This is a genomic window from Microbulbifer sp. ABM4_008 (assembly GCF_056311705.1).
In genome coordinates this window covers 4,718,430-4,745,072 of sequence record NZ_CM149970.1, presented here as the reverse complement: position 1 = coordinate 4,745,072, position 26,643 = coordinate 4,718,430, and the positions used below count along the sequence as shown (strand labels likewise).

Annotated in this window: 28 protein-coding genes; 18 read left to right on the top strand and 10 right to left on the bottom strand. The window is 52.8% G+C overall.

The genetic code is table 11. The features are described 5' to 3' along the window. The first annotated feature begins 406 nt into the window (after positions 1-406). The 5 genes from ACYX4J_RS20580 (at position 407) to ACYX4J_RS20560 (ending at position 3,871) form a co-directional block, all read left to right on the top strand. Positions 407-1,132 carry a TorF family putative porin gene (locus ACYX4J_RS20580; protein ID WP_476177438.1) on the top strand — a complete coding sequence of 242 codons (726 nt, stop codon included), beginning with the start codon at positions 407-409 and terminating at the stop codon, positions 1,130-1,132. Between the two features lie 52 nt (positions 1,133-1,184). After that, a complete protein-coding gene (locus tag ACYX4J_RS20575) occupies positions 1,185-1,523 on the top strand; it encodes a P-II family nitrogen regulator (RefSeq protein WP_282930336.1) in 339 nt (112 codons plus the stop codon). Positions 1,524-1,577: 54 nt separating this feature from the next. Further along, positions 1,578-2,837 (top strand): ammonium transporter, encoded by a 1,260-nt coding sequence (locus ACYX4J_RS20570; protein ID WP_413664044.1) that lies wholly within the window; start codon positions 1,578-1,580, stop codon positions 2,835-2,837. A gap of 87 nt (positions 2,838-2,924) precedes the next feature. Continuing rightward, positions 2,925-3,263, top strand: a complete 339-nt coding sequence (locus ACYX4J_RS20565) for a P-II family nitrogen regulator (protein ID WP_476177437.1) — start codon at positions 2,925-2,927, stop codon at positions 3,261-3,263. Between the two features lie 383 nt (positions 3,264-3,646). Next, the gene (locus tag ACYX4J_RS20560; protein WP_108731384.1) at positions 3,647-3,871 is read left to right on the top strand and encodes a hypothetical protein; all 225 of its coding nucleotides are present in this window, start codon (positions 3,647-3,649) and stop codon (positions 3,869-3,871) included. A gap of 66 nt (positions 3,872-3,937) precedes the next feature. Here ACYX4J_RS20560 and ACYX4J_RS20555 read toward each other — a convergent pair whose 3' ends face one another. From ACYX4J_RS20555 to lptM, 4 genes are all read right to left on the bottom strand, one after another. Then, a complete protein-coding gene (locus tag ACYX4J_RS20555) occupies positions 3,938-4,675 on the bottom strand; it encodes a DUF484 family protein (protein WP_444895478.1) in 738 nt (245 codons plus the stop codon). 123 nt (positions 4,676-4,798) lie between these two features. Beyond that, positions 4,799-5,629, bottom strand: coding sequence for a diaminopimelate epimerase (gene dapF / locus ACYX4J_RS20550; protein ID WP_413664046.1), 831 nt, complete (start codon positions 5,627-5,629; stop codon positions 4,799-4,801). Between the two features lie 93 nt (positions 5,630-5,722). Beyond that, positions 5,723-6,976, bottom strand: a complete 1,254-nt coding sequence (lysA, locus tag ACYX4J_RS20545; protein ID WP_413664047.1) for a diaminopimelate decarboxylase — start codon at positions 6,974-6,976, stop codon at positions 5,723-5,725. Between the two features lie 11 nt (positions 6,977-6,987). Beyond that, positions 6,988-7,338 carry an LPS translocon maturation chaperone LptM gene (lptM, locus tag ACYX4J_RS20540; protein WP_282930330.1) on the bottom strand — a complete coding sequence of 117 codons (351 nt, stop codon included), beginning with the start codon at positions 7,336-7,338 and terminating at the stop codon, positions 6,988-6,990. A gap of 107 nt (positions 7,339-7,445) precedes the next feature. On the opposite strand from lptM, the gene cyaY reads away from it, so the two are divergent. Beyond that, on the top strand, positions 7,446-7,772 hold the full coding sequence (gene cyaY, locus ACYX4J_RS20535) for an iron donor protein CyaY (protein ID WP_444906653.1): 327 nt from the start codon (positions 7,446-7,448) through the stop codon (positions 7,770-7,772). A 10-nt stretch (positions 7,773-7,782) separates the two neighbouring features. Here cyaY and argH read toward each other — a convergent pair whose 3' ends face one another. Continuing rightward, on the bottom strand, positions 7,783-9,207 hold the full coding sequence (argH, locus tag ACYX4J_RS20530) for an argininosuccinate lyase (protein WP_444906652.1): 1,425 nt from the start codon (positions 9,205-9,207) through the stop codon (positions 7,783-7,785). Between the two features lie 89 nt (positions 9,208-9,296). On the opposite strand from argH, the gene ACYX4J_RS20525 reads away from it, so the two are divergent. Together ACYX4J_RS20525 and ACYX4J_RS20520 are read left to right on the top strand one after the other, a co-directional pair. Next, positions 9,297-10,454 carry a sensor histidine kinase gene (locus tag ACYX4J_RS20525; RefSeq protein WP_476177436.1) on the top strand — a complete coding sequence of 386 codons (1,158 nt, stop codon included), beginning with the start codon at positions 9,297-9,299 and terminating at the stop codon, positions 10,452-10,454. Continuing rightward, the gene (locus tag ACYX4J_RS20520) at positions 10,451-11,197 is read left to right on the top strand and encodes a LytR/AlgR family response regulator transcription factor (protein ID WP_476177435.1); all 747 of its coding nucleotides are present in this window, start codon (positions 10,451-10,453) and stop codon (positions 11,195-11,197) included. The genes ACYX4J_RS20525 and ACYX4J_RS20520 overlap by 4 nt, the downstream gene beginning before the upstream one ends. A gap of 3 nt (positions 11,198-11,200) precedes the next feature. On the opposite strand, the gene ACYX4J_RS20515 is transcribed toward ACYX4J_RS20520, so the two are convergent. From ACYX4J_RS20515 to ACYX4J_RS20500, 4 genes are all read right to left on the bottom strand, one after another. Next, entirely contained in the window at positions 11,201-11,809 is a 609-nt protein-coding gene (locus ACYX4J_RS20515) for a LysE family translocator (RefSeq protein WP_476177434.1), read from the bottom strand. An 11-nt stretch (positions 11,810-11,820) separates the two neighbouring features. Next, complete coding sequence (locus tag ACYX4J_RS20510) at positions 11,821-12,552, bottom strand: SDR family oxidoreductase (protein ID WP_475708959.1); 732 nt, start codon at positions 12,550-12,552, stop codon at positions 11,821-11,823. A gap of 255 nt (positions 12,553-12,807) precedes the next feature. Continuing rightward, a complete protein-coding gene (locus tag ACYX4J_RS20505; protein ID WP_108731394.1) occupies positions 12,808-13,959 on the bottom strand; it encodes a PilT/PilU family type 4a pilus ATPase in 1,152 nt (383 codons plus the stop codon). A 60-nt stretch (positions 13,960-14,019) separates the two neighbouring features. Further along, entirely contained in the window at positions 14,020-15,054 is a 1,035-nt protein-coding gene (locus tag ACYX4J_RS20500; protein ID WP_108731395.1) for a type IV pilus twitching motility protein PilT, read from the bottom strand. Between the two features lie 69 nt (positions 15,055-15,123). On the opposite strand from ACYX4J_RS20500, the gene ACYX4J_RS20495 reads away from it, so the two are divergent. Both ACYX4J_RS20495 and ACYX4J_RS20490 read left to right on the top strand, forming a co-directional pair. Next, entirely contained in the window at positions 15,124-15,828 is a 705-nt protein-coding gene (locus ACYX4J_RS20495) for a YggS family pyridoxal phosphate-dependent enzyme (RefSeq protein WP_413664053.1), read from the top strand. Between the two features lie 38 nt (positions 15,829-15,866). Then, a complete protein-coding gene (locus ACYX4J_RS20490; protein WP_413664054.1) occupies positions 15,867-16,154 on the top strand; it encodes a hypothetical protein in 288 nt (95 codons plus the stop codon). A 77-nt stretch (positions 16,155-16,231) separates the two neighbouring features. Here the strand turns inward: ACYX4J_RS20490 and ACYX4J_RS20485 are convergent, their stop codons facing one another. After that, positions 16,232-18,247, bottom strand: a complete 2,016-nt coding sequence (locus ACYX4J_RS20485; RefSeq protein ID WP_445355252.1) for an alpha/beta hydrolase family protein — start codon at positions 18,245-18,247, stop codon at positions 16,232-16,234. 126 nt (positions 18,248-18,373) lie between these two features. Between ACYX4J_RS20485 and proC the strand changes: the two genes are divergently transcribed. The 8 genes from proC (at position 18,374) to hemW (ending at position 26,502) form a co-directional block, all read left to right on the top strand. After that, positions 18,374-19,207, top strand: coding sequence for a pyrroline-5-carboxylate reductase (gene proC / locus ACYX4J_RS20480; protein ID WP_476177433.1), 834 nt, complete (start codon positions 18,374-18,376; stop codon positions 19,205-19,207). A 67-nt stretch (positions 19,208-19,274) separates the two neighbouring features. Then, positions 19,275-19,883 carry a YggT family protein gene (locus ACYX4J_RS20475; protein WP_413664057.1) on the top strand — a complete coding sequence of 203 codons (609 nt, stop codon included), beginning with the start codon at positions 19,275-19,277 and terminating at the stop codon, positions 19,881-19,883. Positions 19,884-20,115: 232 nt separating this feature from the next. Next, the gene (locus ACYX4J_RS20470; protein ID WP_475708957.1) at positions 20,116-22,083 is read left to right on the top strand and encodes a dynamin family protein; all 1,968 of its coding nucleotides are present in this window, start codon (positions 20,116-20,118) and stop codon (positions 22,081-22,083) included. Between the two features lie 137 nt (positions 22,084-22,220). After that, positions 22,221-23,405: a homoserine O-succinyltransferase MetX gene (gene metX / locus ACYX4J_RS20465; RefSeq protein WP_476178674.1), complete on the top strand. Its 1,185-nt coding sequence runs from the start codon at positions 22,221-22,223 to the stop codon at positions 23,403-23,405. Continuing rightward, positions 23,405-23,995, top strand: a complete 591-nt coding sequence (gene metW / locus ACYX4J_RS20460; RefSeq protein WP_413664059.1) for a methionine biosynthesis protein MetW — start codon at positions 23,405-23,407, stop codon at positions 23,993-23,995. The genes metX and metW overlap by 1 nt, the downstream gene beginning before the upstream one ends. 140 nt (positions 23,996-24,135) lie before the next feature. Beyond that, entirely contained in the window at positions 24,136-24,585 is a 450-nt protein-coding gene (locus tag ACYX4J_RS20455) for a DUF4426 domain-containing protein (protein WP_413664060.1), read from the top strand. A 92-nt stretch (positions 24,586-24,677) separates the two neighbouring features. Beyond that, positions 24,678-25,295, top strand: coding sequence for an RdgB/HAM1 family non-canonical purine NTP pyrophosphatase (rdgB, locus tag ACYX4J_RS20450; protein ID WP_444906642.1), 618 nt, complete (start codon positions 24,678-24,680; stop codon positions 25,293-25,295). Then, positions 25,288-26,502 (top strand): radical SAM family heme chaperone HemW, encoded by a 1,215-nt coding sequence (hemW, locus tag ACYX4J_RS20445; RefSeq protein WP_444959126.1) that lies wholly within the window; start codon positions 25,288-25,290, stop codon positions 26,500-26,502. Before rdgB ends, hemW begins: the two co-directional genes overlap by 8 nt. The last annotated feature ends 141 nt before the right edge of the window (positions 26,503-26,643 follow it).

Below are 26,643 nucleotides of genomic sequence, written 5' to 3'. Positions count from 1 at the left end.
AGATGGATATGAATAGCACGGGATTGTAACCCAGTGCATTTTTTGGAAAAAGCAGCCTAACAGCGCACCGTTCTGAGCGCACCTTAATCTTTACCTCCCCACTTCAGTGCAAAGGAAGAAAGGCAGTTCCATGTTGGTGCAGCACTTTGCCTCCGAGTTTCTATTCGTACGAATTTTACTAATTCAATTACTCCTAACTTATTGATTTTGCTTGCGGTTGCAGTGTTGGCATCAAGTCTGCAAACAATCTGTGCAGGTGTCCCATTAACGATCATTGGGAGTCTGGGAAAGTAGCAGTTCACGAGACGCAAGCGACCCTCTGTCACACCCGACAGTGAAGGACTGATTGCAGGCGGCGCCATAAAAGCACTCGAAAAAACAGCTTCAAAAGCCTTGGAGGATTAAAGTGGAAAATAAAATGTATAAAGTTGCCACTCTCGTCACCGGTGCCGTTCTCGCACTGGGCGCTGCAAATTTATCGATGGCTGCCGAGGGCGGTCCCAGCATTAGTGCCAATGTGGGTCTTGTTTCTGACTATAGATTCCGTGGTATTAGCCAGACTGATGGAGGCCCCGCATTACAGGGTGGTGTCGATGTCGATTTTGGAAACGGCATTTATATTGGTACCTGGGCATCCCAAGTGGATTTTGATTACGACACTGATCAAACCGACTACGAACAGGATTTTTACGGCGGTTACAGTGCGGATATCAATGACAGCGTTAGCTTTGATGTTGGCTACATTTATTACGCCTATCACGGCGGAAGTGAAGATGAAGATTATCAGGAAATATACGGCAGCCTGAGTTTTTCAGATTTAACGTTGGGGTTTGCCTATTCCGATGATTATTGGGCGGATACCGGTGAGTTTTATTACCCTTATGCGGAATATAGTTTCGCTCTTCCCTCAGATCTTTCTCTCGATCTACACCTGGGATTAAACCTTTTTGAAGAAGAAGGTTTTCTCGATGGATCTGATTCCTATATCGATTACTCCGTTTCCCTCAGTAAAGAATTTGGTGGCTTGAGCCTGAGCGCTTCTTTCGTGGGCACTGATGTCAGCGATAAAGAGTGCTACGAGACCGACTGGTGCGAACCTACATTGCTCGCTGGCGCGACTTATACCTGGTAATACAAAAGGGCCTTCGCTAATACGAGGGCCCGTTTTTCTTTAGGGGAATACCATGAAATTAATCACTGCAATCATTAAACCCTTCAAGCTGGATGCTGTGAGAGATGCCCTGCGGGAGTCGGGGGTTAATGGTGTAACGGTTACTGAAGTGAAGGGCTTTGGTCGCCAAAAAGGGCATACGGAATTGTATCGTGGTGCAGAGTATGTGGTGGATTTTCTTCCGAAAACCATGCTGCAAATAGCGGTGGCAGATTCGCAACTGGATGCGGTTATCGAAGCAATTGGTTCCAGCGCGCAGAGTGGCAAGATCGGTGACGGAAAAATATTTGTCGCAGAGCTTGAGCAGGTCGTGCGCATACGTACCGGAGAAACCGGTAATGCAGCAATTTAATTAAAAACCGAAAACATAATTTTAATAAATATCCAGATTTGAACGGAGAGGAATATGGAGAACCAAATTTTTCAATTGCAGTATGCAATTGATACTTTTTACTTTCTGATGTGCGGCGCCTTGGTAATGTGGATGGCCGCCGGCTTTTCTATGCTGGAAGCCGGCTTGGTGCGTTCCAAAAACACTACGGAAATTCTCACCAAGAATGTGGCCCTGTTTGCGATTGCCTGCATTATGTATCTGCTGACTGGCTACGCCATTATGTACGATGGTGGCTGGGCATTGTCCGGTATTGAGGCGTTTAGTCTGGAAGGCGTCCTCAGCGATTCTGCAGAAAATGGTTTTGAAGGTGACTCCGTTTATTCCGGAGCTTCAGACTTTTTCTTCCAGGTGGTTTTTGTAGCTACCGCCATGTCCATTGTGTCCGGTGCGGTTGCCGAGCGTATGAAGCTGTGGAGCTTCCTGGCCTTTGCAGTAGTTTTGACCGGTTTCATCTATCCACTGGAAGGTGCCTGGACTTGGGGCGGCAAAGAGGTTTTCGGCCTGTACAACTTGGGCGATCTCGGTTTCTCTGATTTTGCCGGTTCCGGTATCGTGCATATGGCGGGTGCAGCGGCTGCGCTTGCTGGTGTTCTGCTACTGGGCGCGCGCAAAGGCAAATACGGCCCCAACGGCCAAGTGTATGCCATTCCCGGTGCTAACTTGCCGTTGGCAACCCTGGGTACCTTTATCCTGTGGATGGGCTGGTTTGGCTTCAATGGCGGCTCCGTACTGAAGCTGGGCGATGCTGCCAGTGCGCACTCCGTCGCCATGGTCTTTGTGAATACCAATACCGCTGCTGCCGGTGGTGCTATTGCTGCACTGATCACCGCCCGTATCCTGTTCGGTAAAGCTGATCTGACCATGCTGCTCAATGGCGCCCTGGCTGGTCTGGTAGCAATTACTGCGGAGCCATCGACCCCGACTGCATTGCAGGCAACCCTCTTCGGTATGATCGCCGGTGTGTTGGTGGTCTTCTCTATCATCACCCTGGATAAGCTGAAAATTGATGATCCGGTGGGCGCTATCTCTGTACACGGTGTTGTCGGCTTGCTCGGTTTGCTATTGGTACCTGTGACTAACAATGATTCCAGTTTCAGCGGGCAATTGATTGGTGCACTGACCATCTTTGGATGGGTATTCGTCAGTTCATTTGCAGTGTGGTACCTGCTCAAGCTCGTCACTGGTATCCGTGTGAGCGAAGATGAGGAGCAAGAGGGTGTTGACTTGACCGAATGCGGAATGGAAGCTTACCCGGAATTTATGAACAAGTAAGTTAACAGTGTCGGTGCTGCCCCATAGGCGGGGCAGTGGCCTGGGTAAGGTTCTCTCGACGAGGACGAATCAGGGGAAATACTCAAGATGAAATTGATTACGGCTGTAGTAAAGCCCTTCAAATTGGATGATGTACGCACTGCCCTGTCTGAAGTGGGCGTGCAAGGAATGACCGTCACCGAGGTAAAAGGTTTTGGGCGTCAAAAGGGCCATACAGAACTTTATCGTGGCGCTGAATATGTGGTGGACTTCCTACCGAAAGTAAAATTGGAACTCGCTGTTGATGATGAGATGGTGGACTCCGCTGTTGAGGCAATCACCAAGGCGGCGCAAACCGGCAAAATCGGTGACGGCAAAATCTTTATCATGGCTCTCGAAGAAGTCATTCGTATCCGTACCGGTGAAACCGGTAGCGAAGCTGTGTAACCTGTTTGATAACTCTTTCATAACGTAGCGATTGAGTATCATAAGCCCCGCAAGGGGCTTTATATGCACTTCTGATAAGTCCCGCTATCTCGCCTTCGACCTTTGTTATCTATTTTGCTTGAAATACCTGCTACCGGTGCAGGCGCAAAAATCTGCATAACTAACTGAAATATTCCCATTTCATTTCCCAACAAAAAACTCTACAGCCTCCTCCTTGTGTTACTGGCACGGGGGTGGGGAACTGCCTATAAATTAATCGCCGCTATTGACGCGGTAGGGGATCGCCACTGGAAAGTGGTTGTCAGTTTTGTAGATGCCGCGGGAAAGGGGCGGCACAGAGGTACTCCCTCTGTAACAGGAGTAAAGGTTACAGGGTTTTAGCTATGAAAGATGGTTATGAAGATCAGGGTAAGAACTCTCGCAGCAAGGACTCCGAGGAATTTGCAGAAGAACGCAGTATCACCTCTCGCCAGCGTGCCAGAAGCCAGTTAAGTTCCGATGTAGAGGAGTTTCTCGCCGGTGGCGGCGCGATTAGTGAAGTTGATCCAGAAGTTACCGCCGACCCCCCGCGCAAACCGCAGCCAAAATACGGCAGCCGCCCTATCTAATCTCTCTGGTCGCTGTTGCTCCTCCAGCAGGAGGAGTGACAGTTGGCCAAACCCCTCTCAGAGCTTTTATCGATTGAGCAGTTTCGGTAGCAGGCGCTCCAGGACTTCGCCGATATAGGATAGGAATAAAGTACCCAGGCTAGACCGGTAGTACTGGGGATCAGCAGAGCCTACCGCTAGAGTGCCAAGTTGATTGCCCAAAGGAACTACGGCAGCTGAAGCGATATATTGCGCTTTTTCTGCAAATAGGAATTCTTTTTCCCGCTGGCGCAAAACACCACAGATGGGGCGGCCGTTACGAATTATTCCGCCAATTGCCGTCTCGGCATCGGAAAATGTGCTGGTCTGAACTTGTCCCAGGCTTTGGCGGGGAGCAGATAATGGCTCGAACAGAGTCAGGCTGGTGAACTCAACATTGAAGTCAGCGGCGAAACTGGCATAGAGAGCTTCTGTGACTTCACCGATATTTTCAGCTTCCAGCAGTGCCAGGATAAGTCGGCGGCTATTGAAAAATAACTGGTCGTTGTCCCGGGCGTTGTGCAAGAGCTGGTCGAGGCGCTGGCGCATTTCGATATTGCGCTCACGCAGCAAATTCGTTTGGTGGGTCATCAGCGACACGGTCTTGCCATTTTCCCGCGGCAACTTGATGGTTTCCAGCAGTTCCATGCGCTCTTCAAAGAACTCCGGGTTTTGAATCAGGTAGCGAGCTACCTGCCGTGCCAGCAGTTTATCGTCACGCTGGGTTTCCTTGTGAGTGTCGCCGGCAATCTCTTCGGGGGGCTGATTGGCGTCTGTGTGTTCCATTGTGTTTGCTTTTTCTGGCACGGGGATGGGGCATCGGACAACTGATGTGGCGAAGCGTTCTGCTCTCTGAGTTATCCCGTACCCGCTTGTGGCGGGTTTACTGCCAAATACCCGGACAATTGTTTAGAGAATAATCTGCCCGTGAAAAACCGTGGTTGCGGGCCCGGTCATAGTAACTGGCTGGCCGGGTCCGCTCCAGTGAATTGTCAGTGTGCCGCCGGGGAGCTGAATTTGGACTTTGTCATCCACCAGGTTTCGCAGGCGAGCGTATACCATGGCAGCACAGGCGCCGGTACCACAGGCACGAGTTTCGCCAACGCCGCGCTCAAATACCCTGAGCCGGGCTTCGGTGCGTGTATCCACTTGCAGAAAGCCAGCGTTGACCTTTTGTGGGAACCGCGGGTGGCGTTCAATTAGGGGCCCGAGTCTTTCTACCGGTGCGGAAGCGATATCTTCCACCAGCAGAACCGCGTGGGGGTTTCCCATGGATACAGCACCAATGGTGAAGGTCTCCCCGTCCACTTCCAGGGGATAGGACTCTGCACGGCGATCGGCGGAAAAAGGTACTTTTTGGGGCTCAAGGACTGGTGCTCCCATATCGACACTAACCTGATCCCCGTCCAGCACTCTAAGGTGCAGTAAACCGGCGGCAGTTTCTACTTGGATATTTTTCTTACCGGTAAGGCGGCGTTCACGTACAAAGCGGGCAAAGCAGCGGGCGCCATTGCCGCAATTTTCCACTTCGCTGCCATCGGCGTTAAATATGCGATAGCGAAAATCCGCCTCGGGTGTGCGGGGCGGCTCCACCAGCAGTACCTGGTCGCAGCCCACGCCGAGGCAGCGGTCTGCCAGGCGACGAGTTTTTTCCGGGGTCAGTTTAATTTTTTGGCTGACGCCGTCGAGCATCACGAAATCGTTGCCGAGCCCATGCATCTTGCTGAATTTAACGCGCATTCCATTTCTCTGTTCGTACTGATTTTCCGCGGCGTTAGCTGCGGTTTGGGGCCCGGGCTGAAAAATGGACCCCACTGCGATGCAAGTAGCTGATCAGGCTTTTTTGGGGACAGTGGTCTCACCGCGAACCAAGTCGGCAAAAGTCTCCCGCTCACGCACCAGGTAAGTTTTGTCGCCATCCACAAGTACTTCAGCAGCGCGACAGCGGCTGTTGTAATTGGAACTCATGGTGAAACCGTAAGCACCGGTCGACAACATGGCTAACAGTTGCCCCTCTCGCAGAGATTGGGAGCGGTTTTTACCCAGGAAGTCGCCCGTTTCGCATACCGGACCAACAATATCCCACAGGGTACTTTCACTCTCGTCCGGTGTCACTGGCACAATATCCTGCCATGCCTGGTAAAGGGCCGGACGCAGGTTGTCATTCATGGCGGCATCGACGATAGCAAAGTTGTGCTCTTCGGTACGCTTCAGGTATTCGACCCGGGTCAGCAGGGCGCCGCCGTTGGCGGCAATGGAGCGGCCGGGTTCGAGAATCAGGGATAAATTGCGTTCGCCGATACGCTTGTGGACCTCCGCCAGGTAATCCCCGACAGGGGGTGGTTCCTCACCCCGATAGCGCACTCCGAGGCCTCCGCCCAGATCCAGGTGTTCCAGAGTAATTCCCAGCTCGGCGAGCTGATCGATAAGGACCAGCAGGCGATCGAGTGCATCCAGGAAGGGGGCGACTTCGGTGAGCTGGGAACCGATATGGCAATCCACACCGGTAATTTTCAGGTGCTCGGAATCCGCCGCGTGCTGATAAACCTCGATCGCCTTGTCTATGGCGATGCCAAATTTATTTTCTTTGAGACCGGTAGAAATATAGGGGTGGGTTTGTGCATCCACATCGGGATTGACCCTGATGGAAATTGGGGCGGTCTTGCCACACTCTGCGGCCACGCGCTCAAGGCGGTCAATTTCCGCTTCTGATTCAATATTGAAGCAGTGCACTCCAACCTCCAGAGCGCGCCGCATTTCCTCTGAGGTTTTACCCACTCCGGAAAATACGATTCGCGATGGGTTGCCGCCGGCGAGCAGCACTCGCTCAAGTTCCCCGCCGGAAACAATATCAAAGCCCGCCCCCAGCTGTGCCAGCACTGACAGAATGCCCAGGTTACTGTTGGCTTTCACTGCGTAGCAGATTAGGCCGGGACGATTGCCGAGGGCCTCGGCGTAATCCCGATATTGCCGTTCAAAGTGCGCGCGGCTGTAGACATAAGTGGGGGTGCCGAAATTCTCAGCTATTTGTTCCAGTGAAACCTGCTCAGCCCACAGGCTACCGTCGCGATAACTAAACTCTCTCATATGACCGGTTCTTACTCTTCTAAATCTTCCTCGACATTGGAGTCATCCGCTGTGCCCGATTCGTCGTCGACTTCGATAGTCGGGCCGGTCTCAATGGTGTCATCGATATCAAAGTCGGGCCCATAGCCGTCTTCAGATTCAATTTCATCAACGGTTTCCACCGCTTGCTCTGCTGCAGAGCCGGGCTCGCCGGGTTGTGCTGCACCACTGGTGGGTACTGTCTCCGGCGGGCCACCTGGAATATTGGAGGCGGGCATGGCGGGGTCCTGTGGAAGATAGAGAGGACCTTTTTGGCCACAGCCCAGTAACAGTGCGGTGGCACCGATGGTGATGGTTAATAGAGAGAGTCGTTTTTTGAGCATCGATAACATCCTGAGAGTCGGAGATTCGCAGCGGCAACCGGCAAAAGCCTGATAGTATAGCGGCCCACCTGATTCAACACATTACACGGTAACAGAAGTAACCAAAGATGAGCCAAGCGGAATATGATGCGGCTGTGGAGCAGACTCTAATCGGTATTGAGGATGCACTCGATCACTGCGATTGGGATATTGACTACGAACGCAGTGATGCGGTACTGACCCTGACCCTGGAAGACAATGGCAGCCAGGTAATTCTCTCGCGCCAGTCCGCCAACCGGGAGTTGTGGGTCGCGGCCAAATCCGGTGGCTACCACCTTTCTTTTGAAAACCCCGGTTGGAAGTGCACCACGACCGGTGAGGACCTGCCGACTTTACTCGACCGCGTATTGAGCGAGCAGCAAGGCGAACAGGTTTCCCTCGAATTATCCGCTTAAACAGCAGCGCTTAAGCGCGCTGCGAAATCTCTTCCCGTGCGCGCTTACAGGCCGCGCGCACTTGGTTTGGTGCGGTACCGCCAATATGATCGCGAGCTGCAACCGAGCCCTCTAAAGTCAGTACCTCAAATACATCTTCGCCAATTTCTGTTGAGAACTGTTGTAGTTGGGCCAGGCTGAGCTCGGATAAGTCTTTATCCTGTTCAATAGCAAAGGATACGGACTGCCCGACAATCTCGTGAGCATCGCGGAAGGCCACTCCTTTGCGTACCAGGTAATCGGCCAGATCCGTTGCGGTGGAGAAGCCCTTGGCCGCAGCTTCCAGCATATTTTCTTTTTTTGCCTTCAGTGCTGGCGCCATATCGGCAAACGCGCGCAGACAATCCAGTGCGGTATCGGCGGCATCGAATAGCGGCTCTTTATCTTCCTGGTTGTCCTTGTTGTAGGCCAGCGGTTGGCTCTTCATCAGTGTGAGCAGCGCAATCAGGTGGCCGTTAACCCGGCCGGTTTTTCCGCGCACCAGCTCCGGAACATCGGGGTTTTTCTTTTGCGGCATAATTGAGGAGCCGGTGCAGAAGCGATCGGGCAGGTCAATAAAGTCGAACTGGCTGGAAGTCCACAGCACCAGTTCCTCACTGGCCCGGGATAGATGGGTGAGCAGCAGCGCGGCGAAAGCACAAAATTCGATAGCGAAATCCCGGTCGCTGACGGAGTCGAGGGAGTTTTCTGTGGGGGCATCGAAGCCCAGCAACTCCGCTGTGCGTGCGCGATTGATCGGATAGCTGGTGCCGGCCAGTGCTGCGGCTCCCAACGGCGAGCGGTTAACCCGTTTGCGGCAATCCATGAGGCGCTCGAAATCCCGGCTCAGCATGGCATTCCAGGCCAGTAAGTGGTGGCCAAAGGTCACTGGTTGCGCGCTCTGTAAGTGAGTAAAGCCGGGCATAATGGTATCGGCTTCGCGCTCGGCTAAATCGACCAAGCCATTTTGCAGGCGGGTCAGTTCGGCAGCAATCAGATCGATGCGCCCACGCAGCCACAGGCGGATGTCGGTCGCCACCTGGTCGTTGCGCGAGCGGCCGGTATGCAGTTTCTTTCCAGTGGCACCAATGCGTTGGGTCAGGCGCGCTTCGATATTCATATGGACATCTTCGAGCTGCACAGACCAGGGAAATTCTCCCGCTTTTATCTCTTCGGCGATGCCTTTCAGGCCGTCGGCTATCTTGTGATATTCATCAGCACTTAATACCCCCACTTCTGACAACATCTGCGCGTGGGCAAGTGATCCCTGGATGTCTTCCATGGCCATGCGCTGGTCAAAAGTCACCGAGGCGGTAAATCGCTCGACAAAGGCATCGGTGGCTTCACTAAAGCGGCCGCCCCAGAGTTTGGCGGCAGGATTGTTGGCGGACTCGGAGGGGGATTTTTCGTTACTCATGGTTTTCCTGGCTGCAGTGAGATGAAAGGCTGGGGAGCTTGGTGATATCTTGCGCTTGGAACTTTGGGACAATCAAGAATAACAACTGCATGTCATTCCCCTGGCCGTCGGGCATTATAACGCAGAAAATTCGAAAATATCGCACAGGAAATAAGGATTCTGCGCTATCTGGGCAGCTTCCGTTTCTGCCAGACCTCTGTAGTGTCACCTCTCTAGCGGTACTGGTGTTGATGGGGGAATTGCTGGCATTGGTGCTGGTCCTGGCCCTGGACGGTTTACCGGGATTCAGTTGGCAGCGCCTGGGGCTGATCTCTCTGGTGATCCAATGGGTGATATTGCCCTCGGCCGCGCTACTTTGCCGGCTTCGGCCGAGCCTGGCGAAAATGCCCCACAAACTCGCTGGCGGCTTGAGTTTTATTGCAGTGCTGTCGGTGCTCATATTGGTGATGGCAGTGCAGCGCTCCCTGCGCGCGGTGTTGTTGCAGACCAGCTTTGATAGCTGGGGGTTTGCGGGCGACTGCCTGCTTGGGGCTATTTGTGCGGGGGTGGTATTGCGCTACGCCTATCTTCAGCAGCAACTCTACAACCAGCAGCAGGCGGAACTCGGTGCCCGAATCGAGGCACTTCAATCCCGGATTCGCCCCCACTTCCTTTTCAACAGTATGAACAGCCTGGCTAGTTTGATCGCTGTTGATCCTGATCGCGCGGAGCGGTTGGTAGAGGATTTATGTGCATTATTTCGTGCAAGCCTCGCCGATCCAAAGCTGGTGTCTTTAGCGCAAGAGATTACTCTAGCCCAACGCTATTTGGAGATTGAAGCCCTGCGTCTGGGGGAGCGTTTGCGCCAGAGTTGGCGGCTAGACACGGGCCTGGATAAGGTTCAGCTGCCCAGTATGTTGCTTCAACCCCTATTGGAGAATGCGGTGTTACACGGTGTGGCACAGTTGCGGGCAGGCGGAGAGATCAGTGTACAACTCTCGCAAGAGGGGGGCATGTTCAAAGTTGTTATTGAAAACCCATTGCCACAGGATAGTGCAGTTCCTGCGAAGACTGGTAATGGCATGGCGACAGAGAATATTCGCCAGCGTCTCACCGCCTACTACGGCGATCGCTTCAAATTTACCGCCCGTCGGGAGGAGGGCCGGTACCGGGTCATACTACAGCTACCCTTATCTCCCCGGGAAGTGGACCGGCGGGAAACAGAGACCACCATAAAATCCAAGAAAACTATCGAGGTGATGGAGTGACCCAATTGCGCGTACTGATTATTGATGACGAGCCTTTGGCTCGTGCCCGTCTGCACCGGCAGTTGGAGAAGATTGATAATTGTATTGCTGTGGGAGAAGTGGCAGATATTGAAGTTGGATTATCACAGATCCGCGAACTCGACCCGGACCTTGTGCTATTGGATATTGAAATGCCCGGTGGTAGCGGCCTGGAATTGGCTCAGCAGTTATCCAGCTTCGTGTGTCCGCCGGCAATAATTTTCTGCACTGCTCACGATGAGTTTGCTTTGCCCGCTTTTGCCACCTCAGCGGTTGGTTATCTATTAAAACCTGTGAATGTCGAACAGCTGCGCGAGGCAGTTTCCAAAGCGCAGCGTCTGAGTAAGCTGCAGCAGCAGTTGTTAACCAAGCAGGATCTGGAGGAGCCCAGTGGCCGCAGCCGCATTAAGGCGATAAGCCGCCTGGGGGTGGAGCTGCTGGATGTAGATTCTATCCGCTGTCTGGTTGCGGACAGCAAGTATGTTGTAGCCCATCACTCCGCTGGAGAGACCATTCTGGATGAGTCTCTAAAAGAGCTTGAAAGTGAGTTTGGACAGCGTTTCGTGCGTATTCACCGCAGCGCACTGGTGGCTGTGCAATATATTGTTGGGTTGCGCAGGGACGGTACAAATTACCGGGTAGAGCTGGATGGCGTAACAGCAGCGCCGCTGGTGAGCCGGCGCATGCTGCATTCGGTAAAAGGATTGATTGCAGAGATGTGTTAGAGCTTAAATGCTTCCGCGGATAAAAACAGCGAGTACGGCTGCCACCATTAATACCGCAAAACATACCCTGATTATTCGCGCCTGCCTGGGTTTATGAAAAACCGGCCGCAGGCTTCCTCCTAAGCACAACCAGATAAAATCCACCGCAGTGGCTACCAGTAAACAGACCAACCCTGTGGCTAAATAGCTCAGGCCACTCTCTTCAATCGGTAGTAAGAATTGGGAGAATATGGCAAGGAAGGCGGCATAAGCCTTGGGGTTCAATAAGTTAAAAATAAACCCATCCAACAGCGACGGAGGCTGAGCTTCCGCCGATGCGCCCTGCTCCAGTACCGGGGCCGTGGCAATTTTGATCGCGATATAGCCAATATATAAGGCACCGCAAAGCTGAACCGCCAAGCGCGCTTCTGGCCAGGCTGCCAGCAGTGCGGCGATGCCGGCGGTTGCCCCGACAATGGCGACACTCAGGCCGAGCAGGATGCCGATAAGGAAACCGCCGCTTTTTCTCACTCCAAATGTCGCTCCCGATGCGGCCAGGGCAAGTGGTGCTGGACCAGGGGAGCCGAGCAATAGAGCGGTTGCTGCAATTAGTGAAAAGAGTGCTTCTAACATATTTTTTGGTCCTACTTCCCGCCTGCAACGTCAATAAATGAACCGGTAGTAAAGGTGGATTCATCACCGAGTAGCCAAGCCACAGCTTTAGCCACTTCCTCTGCTCGTCCCCCACGCTTGAGTGGAATCGCAGACTTTACTCGCTCAATTCTGTCTGCTTCGCCACCATCAGCGTGCATTTCTGTATAAATAAAGCCAGGCCTAACACCATTTACGCGAATCCCTTCATCGGCAACTTCCTGGCTGAGCCCGATGGTCAGCGTATCGACAGCGCCCTTACTCGCTGCATAGTCGATGTACTCGTTAGGTGATCCCGAACGGCTGGCAGCAGAGGAAATATTCACGATGGTTCCTCCAGTGCCCCCATTTTTGATAGACATTCTTTTGATTGCTTCCCGGCAGCAGAGCAGGGTGCCGGTGATGTTGGTACGCAGGATTTCATTGATGCGCTCAGCGTCCATCGTTTCGACGCGCATTTGCGGTTTAATGATTGCCGCGTTGTTAACCAGGCAGCTAATTGGGCCTAGTTGCTCGTAGACCGTATTGAATAGCTGAACAATATCTTTCTCTGAGGAGACATCGGCGTGAACGGCTATTGCTAAAACACCAAAAGATCGAAGTTCGACGATCAGTTCTTCCGCTTGCTGCTTGCGCTGCCGGTAGCTAATGGCAATCTGGTACCCCCTGTGGGCAAGTAATTTGGCTGTCGCGGCACCAATGCCCCGGTTGCCACCAGTGATCAAGGCGACTTTTTAATTCATATTGATTGGTCACTCTTTTAACGGGATATTGCGCAGGAGAATAGAGGATTATTGAAAGGCTATTTTCTTCCAATAAAAATGCTGCAGAAAAGAGCCCGCGAGATCATTCAATCATTGGGCGGGATCAGCTTTTGCATCGCGGAAATATCCGCAGCGGATTATACCGGGGGAAAACCGTTTACAGGCTGGGGACCTTTGATATGTCTGTAAACGGTTTTGATCTGGCTGGATCGGGGGCTAGTAGAGCTGAGGACCACCGTCTCCGTACTCTGAATCATTTTGTAGACTCAACTCGCCAGCGGCACTATTTAAGTACTCGGCATCGGATTCGGATTTGAGCTTAATCATCAGGCGCAAATCATTGGCGGAGTCGGCGTGGGAGAGGGCATCCTCATAGGTAATTTCTCCCCCATCGTAGAGCTCGTAGAGTGCCTGGTCGAAGGTCTGCATTCCCTGCTCACCAGAGCGCTTCATCAACTCCTTGATCTTATCCACTTCGCCTTTGCGGATCAGGTCCGACATCAGCGGGGTATTGATCATGATCTCAAGGCAGGCACGGCGGCCATCGCCATCGGGGGTCGGTACCAGCTGCTGGGCCACCATCGCCTTCAGGTTGAGGGACAGGTCCATAAACAACTGTTTGTGGCGGTCTGCCGGGAAGAAATGAATGATCCGATCGAGGGCCTGGTTAGCATTGTTGGCGTGGAGGGTGCACAGACACAAATGGCCGGTCTCGGCGAAAGCGATGGCGTGGTCCATGGTTTCGCGGGAGCGGACCTCACCGATCAGAATAACATCTGGTGCCTGACGCAGAGTGTTTTTCAGGGCTACATCAAAAGACTCGGTATCCAGGCCCACTTCGCGCTGGGTCACAATACAGCCGCGATGCTGGTGGATAAATTCGATCGGGTCCTCAATGGTGATGATATGGCCCTTGGTGTTCTCATTGCGGTGGCCGATCATGGAGGCGAGGGATGTGGACTTACCGGTACCGGTGGCGCCCACAAAAATAATCAGCCCGCGTTTGGTCATGGCCAGGTCTTTGAGTACGTCGGGTAGTCCGAGTCCATCGATAGTGGGGATTTTGGTTTCGATGCGACGCAGCACCATACCCACCAGATTGCGCTGGAAGAAGGCCGATACCCGGAAACGCCCCACGTTGCGCACTGCAATCGCGAAGTTCAATTCCTTTTGCTCGGCAAACTCGCGCCGCTGTTTCTCGTTCATGGTTCCCACCACCAGCTCGCGCGCTTTCTCTGGCGTGAGCGCGGTGCTGCTACAGGGCACAACTCGGCCGTGCAGTTTGATGGAGGGCGGGACGCCCGCCGTGATAAATAAATCCGAAGCGCCCTTCTCTACAACCAGTTGTAGAAGTCTTTCAATATCCATGGTGATTACCGCGTTTTATCTCGACTTTTCTTCCCCAGATTGGGGGCGGGTTTTGGCCGTTTAGAAGTTCTCCGGCATCTTGGCTTTTTCGCGAGCCACTTCGCGGCTGATGATGCGGCGTGCCACCAGGTCTTCCAGGCATTGGTCCATGGTCTGCATGCCGACGCTGGCTCCGGTCTGGATGGCCGAGTACATCTGCGCGATTTTGTCTTCGCGGATCAGGTTACGGATGGCTGGGGTACCGCGCATAATTTCGTGGGCAGCGACCCGGCCACCGCCGTTTTTCTTCATTAGCGTCTGGGAGATAACGGCCTGCAGGGATTCCGACAGCATTGAACGCACCATGGCTTTCTCCTGCGCCGGGAATACATCCACCACACGGTCAATGGTTTTGGCGGCGGAAGTGGTGTGCAGGGTGCCGAATACCAAGTGACCGGTCTCTGCCGCAGTCAGCGCCAGGCGAATGGTCTCCAGGTCCCGCATCTCACCCACGAGAATGATATCCGGGTCTTCACGCAGTGCAGAGCGCAGCGCTTCGGCAAAGCCGTGGGTATCCCGGTGCACCTCACGCTGGTTCACCAGGCACTTCTTGGATTCGTGCACAAATTCGATCGGGTCCTCGATGGTGAGGATATGCTCGTATTTATTGTCGTTGATGTAGTCCATCATCGCCGCCAGGGTGGTGGACTTACCGGAACCCGTGGGCCCGGTCACCAGTACCAAGCCACGGGGAGTATCTGAGATCTGTTTAAACACCTGACCCATTCCCAGGTCTTCCATAGTGAGAACCTTGGAGGGAATGGTCCGGAATACGGCGCCGGCACCCCGGTTGTGGTTAAAGGCGTTTACACGAAAGCGGGCGACACCGGGGACTTCAAAAGAGAAGTCTGTTTCCAGTAGTTCTTCGTAATCCTTGCGCTGCTTATCGTTCATGATCTCGTAGATCAGGCCGTGTACCTGCTTGTGCTCCATTGAGGGCAGGTTGATACGGCGCACGTCGCCGTCGACACGGATCATCGGCGGCAGGCCCGCCGAGAGGTGTAAGTCCGAGGCGTTTTGCTTGGCGCTAAAGGCGAGGAGTTCAGTGATATCCATACTGCTACCTTATGGTTCTTGTTTGGGCTCAGGTAAAATCGCCGCTCAAATCGGTAAGGGCATCAGTATATGCGCAAAGAGACAATCGTCGAAAACCTGAATGCAGTAGGTGAGCGGATTGTGACATGCTGCAACAACTGCGATCGCAACCCCGCAGAAATTACCTTGTTGGCGGTTTCCAAAACACGACCGGCGGAAGACCTGCGGATTGCTTTTGCTGCTGGCCAGCATCACTTTGGCGAAAATTATTTACAGGAAGCCCTGCAAAAACAGGATGCCCTGTCCGACCTGGATATTCACTGGCATTTTATTGGACCGCTTCAATCGAACAAAAGCCGCGCTGTGGCAGAGCGATTCCAATGGATGCACACGGTGGATCGCTTAAAAATCGCCCAACGTCTGTCGGCACAGCGTCCCAGTAATATGGCACCACTCAATATCTGCTTGCAGGTGAATATCGATGGCGAGCAGAGCAAGTCTGGCATAGCTCCACAGGATTTGGTGGCTCTGGCGCGTGAAGTGATGACATTGCCGGGGCTATGCCTGCGTGGCTTGATGGCGATTCCCGCTGCTCGTGACAATGTATTTGAGCAGGAAAAACCATTTATCCAGTTGGCAGGGTTGCTGCAAAGTCTTCGTGAAGAATTTCCTGAGCAGACCTTCGATACTCTATCCATGGGGATGTCTAAAGATATGGAGGCTGCTATTGCCTGCGGCGCCACTATTGTGCGTATCGGCACAGATATTTTTGGGGCACGAAACTATTCTGCATGACAGAATTAGTACGCAAGTAGATTTTTTTGGGATACGGGATGACAAAATCTGGGACTGTAGATGTATTGCTGCTGCTTTTGTCAGTGAGCGCGGTGCTATCTCTGTCTGTAACAAATAGTGTACTGGTGACTTGGGTGGCGCTTGAGTGGTTGGCTTTTATCTGCCTGATTGCATTTGTTTCTCCCAAAATCTCATTGGTTACCGGTTTTTTGAATTCGGCAGTTATTGGGATATTCGGAGATAAGAGCCGCTACTGGCTTTGGATATTGGCGATTGTTCTGAACTTGATCGCGATTGTGGAAACATTTCCTTTTTTGTTTAGTTAATCAGGGGCTCCTTACATAGTTAAGTTCTAAAAAGAAAACGGCCCTAAAGGCCGTTTTCTTTCTCTGGGAACAAATAATTATTGTTCATTCAAGCTGAGCTGCTTTTTTTGATCTTCACTCAGCAGGTGTTGGGCAAAAAAGAGCGCTGTTGCCTGGGTAAAGGCATCACTGTTCTCTTTCTTGCGGTAACCGTGCCCTTCATTGAGTGCGTTCATATACCAGACTCGATTGCCATTCTCGCGAAGTGCAGCCACGATTTGCTCAGCTTCGGTGACAGGTACCCGAGGGTCATTTTGTCCCTGCACTACGAGCATTGGCACCTGGATCTTGTCTACATTGTTGTTGGGGCTGATTTTTTCCAGGAAAGCGCGCATCTGCGGATCCCGCTCATCACCGTATTCGACTCGACGAAGGTCGCGACGATAGCTCTTGGTATTGGTGAGGAAGGTGACAAAGTTAGAGATGCCGACGATATCCACTGCTGCTTTTAAACGATCTGAGTAGTAAACACTACTGGCCAGCACCATATAACCACCGTAGCTGCCGCCAAACACAGCAACGCGTTCCGGATCCAGATCAGGCTGGGTAGCAATCCAATCCAGAAGAGCACCGATATCCCTAACTGAGTCCTCGCGCTTGTAGCCGTTATCCATGGCTAGGTAGCTCTTACCATAACCAGCGGACCCGCGTACATTTGGAGCAATTACAGCAACGCCAAGTTTTTCTAGCCACAGCTGGTATGTGCTGGAAAACATGGGACGGTACTGTCCTTCAGGGCCACCGTGGATTGAAATAACCACAGGTACGGGGCCTTTGGCATTGCGCGGCTTATAGACGAATGCGGGAATTTCACGCGGCTTTCCATCCACCTCGTCGAAAGTGGGATAGTGCACCAGTTCGGGTTCGACAAAGCTTTCGCTGTCGAGACCACCGACTTCACTAAATGTCCATCGGGTAAGGTCACCACTGGATAGCGGGCGGCGGCCAAGGTCCATTACAAAGGAATCGGAGGGAGTTTTAGGCGTGTTTAGGGTTAGGGCCAGCTTATCACCTTCGGGGTTAAATTCTATTCCACCGATAAGACCGATCGGCAGCGAGTCGACCTTGCGGTAGCGGTCATTGCGTGGATCGTATAGATAGAGGGAGGACATACCATTTTCGTTGGCGACAAAAGCGCCGCGGCGACCGTCTTTACTGAGGATAAAGCTGCTGATATCCCAGGGGATATCGGAGGTAATTATCTTTTCATCGCCACTCTCCAGGTCTTTGCGGATCAGTTGGGTAAATTCGCGCCCTTTGTCAGAGATGATATAAACCGAGCGATTGTCATAACTGAAACCCGCTGGGAAATTGCGGGAATCAGCCTCTTCATCGCCCGTACCGGCGAGTAGTGAGACTTCGCCGCTGTCGAGATCCAGCAAATGGACATTAGATCGAGTGGAGGAGATATATTGCATGACCAAAATTTGGCTGCCGGATTGTGAGAAATCACTGGGACCCCACCAACTGCCATCCTCAGACTTAAGGATCAAGCGGTCTTCTTTTTTGTCACCGTCGAAAGTGGTTAGCCATATATCATTGGCCCTGCCATCTCGGCGAGTACTCTGGTAAGAGATAGCGGAGCCCTGCTTATTCCAGAGAATACTGCCATTGCGAGACTCACCATCGGTAATCATCTCGCTAGTGCCATTTTCTGTATCAAACAGGAAAATCTGGGCGTATTCATTGCCGCCGGCATCCATGGTGAATGCCAGTTGGCGGTGCTCCGGGCGGGTAGAGATGCCACCTATAGGTTCTTCGAAAAAGGTTAGCTGTCGGCGAGCGCCACCTGCATTCTCTACCTTGTGTAATTGAGAAACTTCGCCGAAGCGGGTACTGACATAGATACCGTTACCGTCAAGGTCCCAGCCCCGGAAGCTAGCTGAGCGTACGTTCTGATAACGATTGAGCTCATTGATGATAGTTTGGGGAATGTTTGGCACATCTTCGAGTACCAATTGGCCGTTGTTTAGCGTACGAGTTTCTACTGCACCAGCGGCACTGGTCGCAGTGATCAGTGTCGCTATAAGCAGTGAACGCCATCCTTTTTGCATACTGTCCTCCGTTAGGAGCCACTTGGTATGGCTCTCTTGTTATTTGAATCTGGCGGCCACATATTAACGGAGTGCCCCGAACGGGGAAAAGCAACAAAATTTTTGTAACCGCCCAAGGTGATATGAGTGAGTACAGCGATCCCTAAGATGGTTTTTATTGGTGGCGCCGGCAATATGGCGGGGGCAGTGATCGGTGGTTTGGTGGTCTCCGGTTATCCGGCGGACCGGATCACTGCTACAGGCCGTGATCGGGACAAACTTAATGCTTTTGCCGAGAGCCATGGGGTAGCTATTAGTGACGATAATGTTGCCGCTATTGTTGATGCCGATGTAATTGTACTGTCGGTGAAACCGCAAGTTATGCGAGAACTTTGTGAGGGACTGAAACCTCATTTGGTGGATCGCTCGCCCTTGATTATCACTTTTGCTGCGGGAATTCCGCTCGCGGCTTACCACCGTTGGATGGGAATGCACCTCCCTATTGTCAGGGCTATGCCTAATACCCCGGCCCTGGTGCAAACCGGAGTTACCGGTCTTTATGCCGATAGCAAGGTTACGGGCGAACAGAAGGAACTTGCCGGGCGCATCGTCGATGCGGTAGGTATCTCATATTGGGTTGAGGAAGAGCGCGGCATCGATCAGGTGATTGCGGTAGCGGGATCGGCACCGGCTTACTTTTTCCAGTTTATGGAGGCCATGATTGATGCGGCTTCCGCCGGTGGCCTTGCCCGTGCGGATGCGGAGCGCCTTGTGTTGCAAACTGCCCTGGGCGCCGCCAAACTGGCGGTCGCCAGCGATGTTGACGTCGCCCAGTTGAAGCGCAATGTGATGTCACCAGGTGGAACCACTGAGCGCGCTGTTCAACGGTTCGAGAAGGGTGGGTTGCCGCAGTTAGTGGCCGATGCCATGCGCGATTGCGAGGAGCGGGCGACGGAAATGGCAAAGGAATTGGATCGGTAACAGGTTCCGGTCCAATTGGGTAGGTGCAGCGGTGGCTGCTGAAAATCTTTTTGTTTAGGGTTTATCCATGGTCAATACCTTCAGCGATATCGGCGTTTATGTCGTGGGCATACTGGGCATTTTGTTCCTTTTCGCCGTGTTATTGCGTTTCCTATTGCAGTTGGGCCGTGCGGATTTTTACAACCCCATATCTCAGGGCGTTGTGAAGGTTACCAACCCTTTGTTGCTGCCGCTGCGCAAAGTGGTGCCAGGACTTTTTGGCGTCGATATGGCCTCAGTAGTACTGGCGTTGATAGTCGGTTGGGCGATGATTATGGCTTGCGCCATGATCGCAGGTTACGGCCTGGTTAACCCCCTCAGTGCCCTGCTGTGGTCGTTGATCGGCTGTGTCTCCACTGTGATAGCGATGGTGTTTGTCGGCTTATTGGTCTCCATCGTTGCCAGTTGGATTGCGCCGAATAGCGGCCATCCAATTCTAATTTTACTGCACCAACTCCTGGAGCCATTTTGCGGGCCTGTGCGACGCTTGATCCCGCCGTTGGGGGTGATTGATATCAGCCCGATATTTGTCTTTATCCTGCTCACTGTGATTAACAGGCTGCTTATTGGTTTTGCCCAAATGGCCAACATGCCGGCTTTCGTGTACAGCCTGTTTTGGCATATCCCCGGCTTTTAACCGGACTCTGATCACCCCAAAATATCCCCTGCACCTTTCAAGCCCCGCCCTCTGGGGCTTGCGCAGTTGTTCGAAGGTTTCTTAAATTGTGACCGGCTGAACATTTCTTCACCTGTGCGCACTAGATCGTATTTGGCGCGGTGTTAGACTCTTATACTATCGACTGACGGCTCTTTCTCTTGTCTTAGTAGGGGCCGGTAGTTCCGGGTCTCAATAACAAGAACACCGTGAAATGGAAGACGCACTTTTACGCCAGCATATTTCTGACTACGACCGTTGGAAAAAGAATCTCGATCGCCAGTTTGCCCACTTCAGCCAATGGCTTGAACAGCACTTCTCTAATTCTGCTGGTGCCTGCCAGGTTGTACAGCAGGCCCGCGCCCTACTTGCAGATGATCAGTTCACCCTGGTTTTAGTTGGGGAGTTTTCACGGGGGAAAACTGAACTGCTCAATGCCCTGTTGTCGCAAACTTACGGACAGCGTCTACTGCCCTCAAGACCGGGGCGCACCACTATGTGTCCCACGGAAATTTTCAGTGATGGCGGCGAGCGCGCCAGTTTGCGGCTGCTTCCGATTGAGACCCTGGCGACGAATACCAGCCTGGAGAGCTTCCGTCGAATTCCGCAAAAGTGGGTAACTCACGAGTTTGATGCCAATGATCCCGAGGCGACCCGAGAGACTTTATTGAAGGTTGCCTCGACCAAGTCAGTAATGCCGGAAGAGGCCGCTCGCTATGGCTTCGATCGGCGCCACTTGGATGGCAAAGGGAATCTAGTTGAGATCCCCGCCTGGCGTTTTGCTTTGATTTGTCTGCCGCACCCATTGCTGGATCAGGGGTTGCGTATTATTGATACCCCGGGACTGAACGCCCTCGGCAATGAGCCGGAGCTCACATTGAGTACACTGCCCGGGGCCCAGGCGGTTGCCTTTCTGCTGGCTGCCGATGCTGGGGTAAGTGGTACCGATATGAGCATGTGGGAGACTCACCTGGCGCCACTGCAAGAGCATCGCGGAACATCCGTGATGGCCCTGCTCAACAAGATGGATGTGCTTTGGGATGATCCGGAGGAGGATGCTGAGCTGCTGTTGCGACGCATGCGCAGCGAAGTGGCCGGTCTCTTGTCTCTGCCTCAGGAAAATGTTGCCGGAGTCTCTGCAAAAATGGCTCTGTTGGGGCGCCAGCAGCGGGATGCGGATTTGGTGCGAAGCAGCCGCTTCGGTGAGTTTGAAAGGATGCTGGTTCAGCGCCTGTTGGAGCACCGGCATAAAATGGCCGAGCACCGCTCACTGCATCAAGCTCTCACCCTGATGGCTGATACCCGCGATCTACTCAAGCGTCGTTTGAATAGTGGCCGGGCAGCGTTGGCTCACCTGCAGCGCAATAGTGGCAACACCTCAGAGCAATTGGCAGAGTTGGAACAGTTGCAGACGACCGTGCGCGAGCAGCATAAGATTTGTCATCAGGAATTGCTGACGCTCAAATCCAGCCAGAGAATGCTTACACGACAAAGCACTTCTCTGTTGGCGCCGATATCCAGACAGCAGTTGCAGGCGCTGATTGACGATACCCTGGCTACTCTCAATCGCCGTTGGACGCCCATGGGCATGGCCAGGGCTATCGATACTTTTATGGAAGGGGTAGACCATCAGATGTCTAACCTCGAGCGGGAAGTGGATCAGGCTAATCGCTTGCTCGACGCTGTATTTGAGCGCTCCAGCTTGAAGAAAGTCGATGATGCTGAGCAGTATTTTACTATCCGCAAATTTCGCTTCGCGTTGCGTGGACTGCATCGCCAGGCCGCTCAGCTGAGGCGATCCCCGCAGCTGTTATTGGCGCGCCGCAGCCGTCTCAGCGAGCGCTTTATTACCACGCTTGCCAGTGAAGTGGGTCGGCTTTACGACGATATGGGTAACAAAGCGGAAAATTGGTTAGAGCAGGCTCTTGAGCCTCTTAAACAGCATGCGCAGTATCAGAAACAATTACTCAATCGCCATTTGATTAAGCTCACCGAGTTGAAACAGAAAACTCGCAGTCGTCGCACGGATCTTCGAACTCTCGAGGATGAGGTTCAGCGCAATGATAAGGCGCTGGTGGCGTTAGAGGATTTACTGCGGCACAACAGCTCTGCACCACAGCCGGTTGCGCCGGCGCCGCGCGCGCACAACGTAACCCCCTTGAAGGCCTCGCATACCACCTGAATTGGGTGCTAATTGATATTGGTTCTGACTGGCATTTGTTATAAGTTGCAGTGATCTTATTCACTGACTGCTTCGGCAATTTGCCAGGCAGCACCTATCAACCTGACAGATACAGTGCCTTGTCAACGGAAAATCCTATCGCTTCTGCGGAAGCCCAAACTGCAACTACCGGTGACCCAGGCTCCGTGGGCCTTGTTGAGCCTAAAAGTCATAACTTTAGTGAACCGCTGGAATTGGCCTGTGGCCGAGTGCTGAAAAATTACACTCTGGTTTATGAGACTTACGGTGAACTCAATAGGGAAAAGACTAACGCAGTTCTGATCTGTCATGCTCTGTCTGGGCATCATCACGCTGCGGGGCGACACAGTATCGATGATAAGCGCCCGGGGTGGTGGGACCACTATATCGGTCCGGGTAAGCCGATAGATACTAATCATTTCTATGTGGTGTCCGTTAATAATCTCGGCGGTTGCCACGGATCTACCGGCCCCGTATCCATCAACCCGGATACCGGCACTACCTGGGGGCCGGATTTTCCATCACTGCGTGTCCGCGACTGGGTCCACAGTCAAGCGCGTCTGGCGGATATGCTAGGTATTCGACAATGGGCGGCGGTTGTTGGCGGCAGTCTCGGTGGAATGCAGGCGATGCGCTGGTCACTGGAATACCCTGAGCGCCTGCGTAATTGTGTGGTGATTGCCTCTGCCATGAAGTTATCTGCACAGAATATCGCGTTTAATGAGACCGCACGCCAAGCGATAACATCCGATCCAGACTTTTGTGATGGGCACTACCTCCAACAGGATAAGTTACCCCGTAGAGGCCTGGCCGTTGCGCGTATGATCGGGCACATCACTTATCTGTCTGACGATGGATTGGGGCGCAAGTTTGGTCGAGAATTGCGCAGTGGCAGCTTTCAACAAGGATCGGATGAAGAAGTGGAGTTTCAGATACAAAGTTATCTGCGCTACCAGGGAGCCAGTTTTTCCACCACCTTCGATCCCAATACTTACATTCTGATGACTCGAGCGCTGGATTTCTTCGACTTAGCTCGGGAATACGGGGATGACCCGGTAGAGGCCTTCTCCCATGCCAAGTGCCGGTTTTTATTGGTGTCATTTACTTCTGATTGGCGCTTTGCGCCGGAGCGCTCGAGGGAAATCGCCGATGCCCTGATGCACGCGGATATTCCAGTCAGCTATGCCGAAGTAGAGTCAGTAATGGGACACGATGCCTTCCTGCTGCCCAATGGTCGTTATGAAGGTGTATTTCGTGCCTATATGCAGAGAGTTGCGGCAGAAATTGCTGAGGAGGTGTACTGATGCGGATAGATTTGGATGTGATCCAGGAATGGATCGCTCCCAACAGCCGGGTTCTCGACCTCGGCTGTGGCGATGGTGCACTGCTCGATCAGCTGGGGAGAAATAAAAATGTGAAAGGCTATGGCCTGGAGATTGATCCCGAGCAAATAGAGCGATGTGTGGCTCGTGGGGTCAATGTTGTCGAGCAAAATCTGAATACAGGGCTGGGAAATTTTGCTGATGGTAGCTTTGATGCTGTGGTGATGACCCAGGCACTGCAAACCTTGAGTCAGCCTCATTTAGTGGTAGAGGAAATGCTCCGGGTTGGGCGGGATTGCATTATTACGTTTCCCAATTTTGGGCAGTGGAAGGCCCGCTGGCACCTCGCATTCTCCGGGCGCATGCCAGTATCCGACTTATTGCCATACGAATGGTATGACACTCCCAATATTCACTTTTGTACTTTTACAGACTTTGAGGTGTTATGCCGAGAAAATGGCTGGGCGATTCTGCATCGGCAAGTGGTTTCTGAGTCCACGGTTGGGCGGGCATTCAAAGACTTTTTACCAAATTTGTTTGGTGAGACAGCCATCTATCATCTAACTCGCTAAACTAAGATTTGCGCCAGCTCTTTTGTGGAGGACTTTGGCGCGATAAATAGATCGAGAGAGGCACTCCTGAGGGGGCCTGACTGGAATTGACCACCAAACCTACCGGGAGAGGTGGCGCCTATAACAACTGGAGGTGGAGCGTGAAACGCATCCTTACCCTGGCTGCTTCTGTGGCCTTGCTATTTTTATCTGTCGGCGCTGCCGCGCAAGAAGCGCGTACGATTAAGAACTACGCTGATTTTGGCGACTATCGAGTAGTCTATTCAGTGTTCAATAGCGATTTTATCCAGCCGGATATCGCCCGTCAGTACCAGTTGGCTCGAGCAAAAGATCGGGCGTATGTAAATGTCTCTGTCGTCAAGAAAGAGGGCGGAACCCATGGCCTCAGCGCTGAGATGTCTGGCACAGCTACCAACCTGATCCAGCAGTCAAGACCACTTAAGTTCAAAGAAATTCGGGAAGGAGATGCTGTTTACTATCTCGCACCCCTGCGCTTTGAGGATGAGGAGACCCTTACCTTTAACGTAGATATCAAGCTGCCCAATGGTAAAAGTGAGACGATCACTTTCCGTCGCAGATTGAACCGATAGACATCTGCCAAGGTTCCGCTGGCTGAGAGCTGGTCGAAACCCCTTCTTTAAGATTCACCGCGGGCCGAGGCCCGCTTTTTGTTTGAAGCAATATGGTAAATAAAATTGTTCTTGCCAGCGGTAATGCCGGCAAACTTCGCGAATTTTCACAGCTGTTCGCCTCATGGGATATACAGGTTCTTCCTCAGTCTGACTTTGGGGTAAGTGACGCTGATGAGACCGGATTGAGCTTTATTGAGAATGCTTTGATTAAGGCCCGCCACGCCAGCCGTATCAGTGGCCTGCCTGCATTAGCCGATGACTCCGGGCTGTCGGTAGATGCATTGAGTGGTGCGCCGGGAATTTACTCTGCACGCTACTCAGGTGCCGGGGCGACTGATGAAAAAAACAATGCGAAGTTATTGGAGGCCATGGTTGATGTTGAATCTAAGCATCGCACTGCCAGTTTCCACTGCGCACTGGCTTTTGTGCGGCAATGGGATGACCCGGTGCCTTTGGTATCTAGTGCAAAGTGGAGTGGGACAATTTTGCGGGAGCCGGCGGGAGAGCAGGGTTTTGGTTATGACCCGCTGTTCTTTGTTGAATCTGAGGGAATGACCTCCGCTGAACTGCCGAGAGACTTGAAGAATCGACTGAGCCACAGGGCCCAGGCTATGTCTCAATTTGAGCTTTTATGGCAGCAAAATATGCAGGGTGCCGACCTTGCCTGATCAGATTGCTGAATTACAGCTGCCACCGCTGAGCCTGTATATCCATATCCCCTGGTGTGTGCGCAAATGTCCCTACTGTGATTTCAACTCCCACCAGGCTGATAGAGACCGGGCTAATTCGGACTACGCCCTACCGGAATCCGAGTATGTGGCGCAGTTGCGCCTGGATCTTATCAGCCAGTTGCCCTGGGTGCAGGGGCGAAAATTGCAGTCCATCTTTTTTGGTGGCGGCACGCCGAGTCTGTTCTCCCCCCAAGCAATTGGGCAGATCCTGGAGGCTGCTGAGCAGGTGGTGGGTTTTGCTGAGGGGGTCGAGATAACCCTGGAGGCCAACCCCGGCACTTTTGAACAAGCCAAGTTCACTGGCTATCGATCTGCTGGAGTTAATCGTCTTTCTATTGGAGTGCAAAGCTTCGATTCCAATCAGCTACAACAGTTGGGACGTATTCACAGCGGAGAAGAGGCCGAAGGTGCCCTGGCAATGGCGCGTCGCGCGGGCTTTGACAATATTAACCTCGACCTGATGCACGGATTGCCCAATCAGACCGAGGTGGAAGCCCTTGGCGATTTGCGCCGAGCAATTTCCTTGGCTCCAGAGCATATTTCCTGGTACCAATTAACGATTGAGCCAAATACTGCATTCTACAGTGCGCCACCAGTCACCCCCGGCTCCCAGCTGATCGCCAGTATGCAGGGCAGCGGACGCGAACTACTGGCGTCCGAGGGCTATCGTCGTTACGAGGTGTCGGCTTATAGCAAACCCGAACTTGAATCCCGCCATAATATTAATTATTGGTCATTCGGAGATTATCTGGGGATTGGTGCCGGTGCTCATGGCAAGGTAACCCTAGCTGAAACTGGGCAAATTCTGCGCAGTCGTCGCACACGCACTCCGAGGGACTACTTATCTATCGCCAGGCAAGATCCCGAGCTGCTGCATAGTGCCTTGTCTGAACCCCATACTGACAGGGTTGAGAATGAGGATTTGCCACTGGAGTTTCTTATGAATGCCCTTCGCCTGGCGGATGGTGTTCCCAGTGATACTTTTACCCGCTACACCGGGCTGCCGATGTCCGAGCTGCAAAAACAATGGCCTACCCTGATGGCAATGGAGCTTGTAGAGTGTCTCGATAAGCGGATTGCTGCCACGGCTTTTGGCTTTGACTATATCGATGAGATTTTGCAGCGCTTCCTGGAGCAGGCGTAAGTCTGTGGCAGGAAAGACTTGAAATCCCATTTTGCGCCCCAATTTTGAGGGCAATGGTGCATCGCAGCTGTATAACCACTGCTGTGACCGTGAGAAGATGCGTTGGCGGTGCCCACGCATCGAGTAACTAAAGAACAGGAA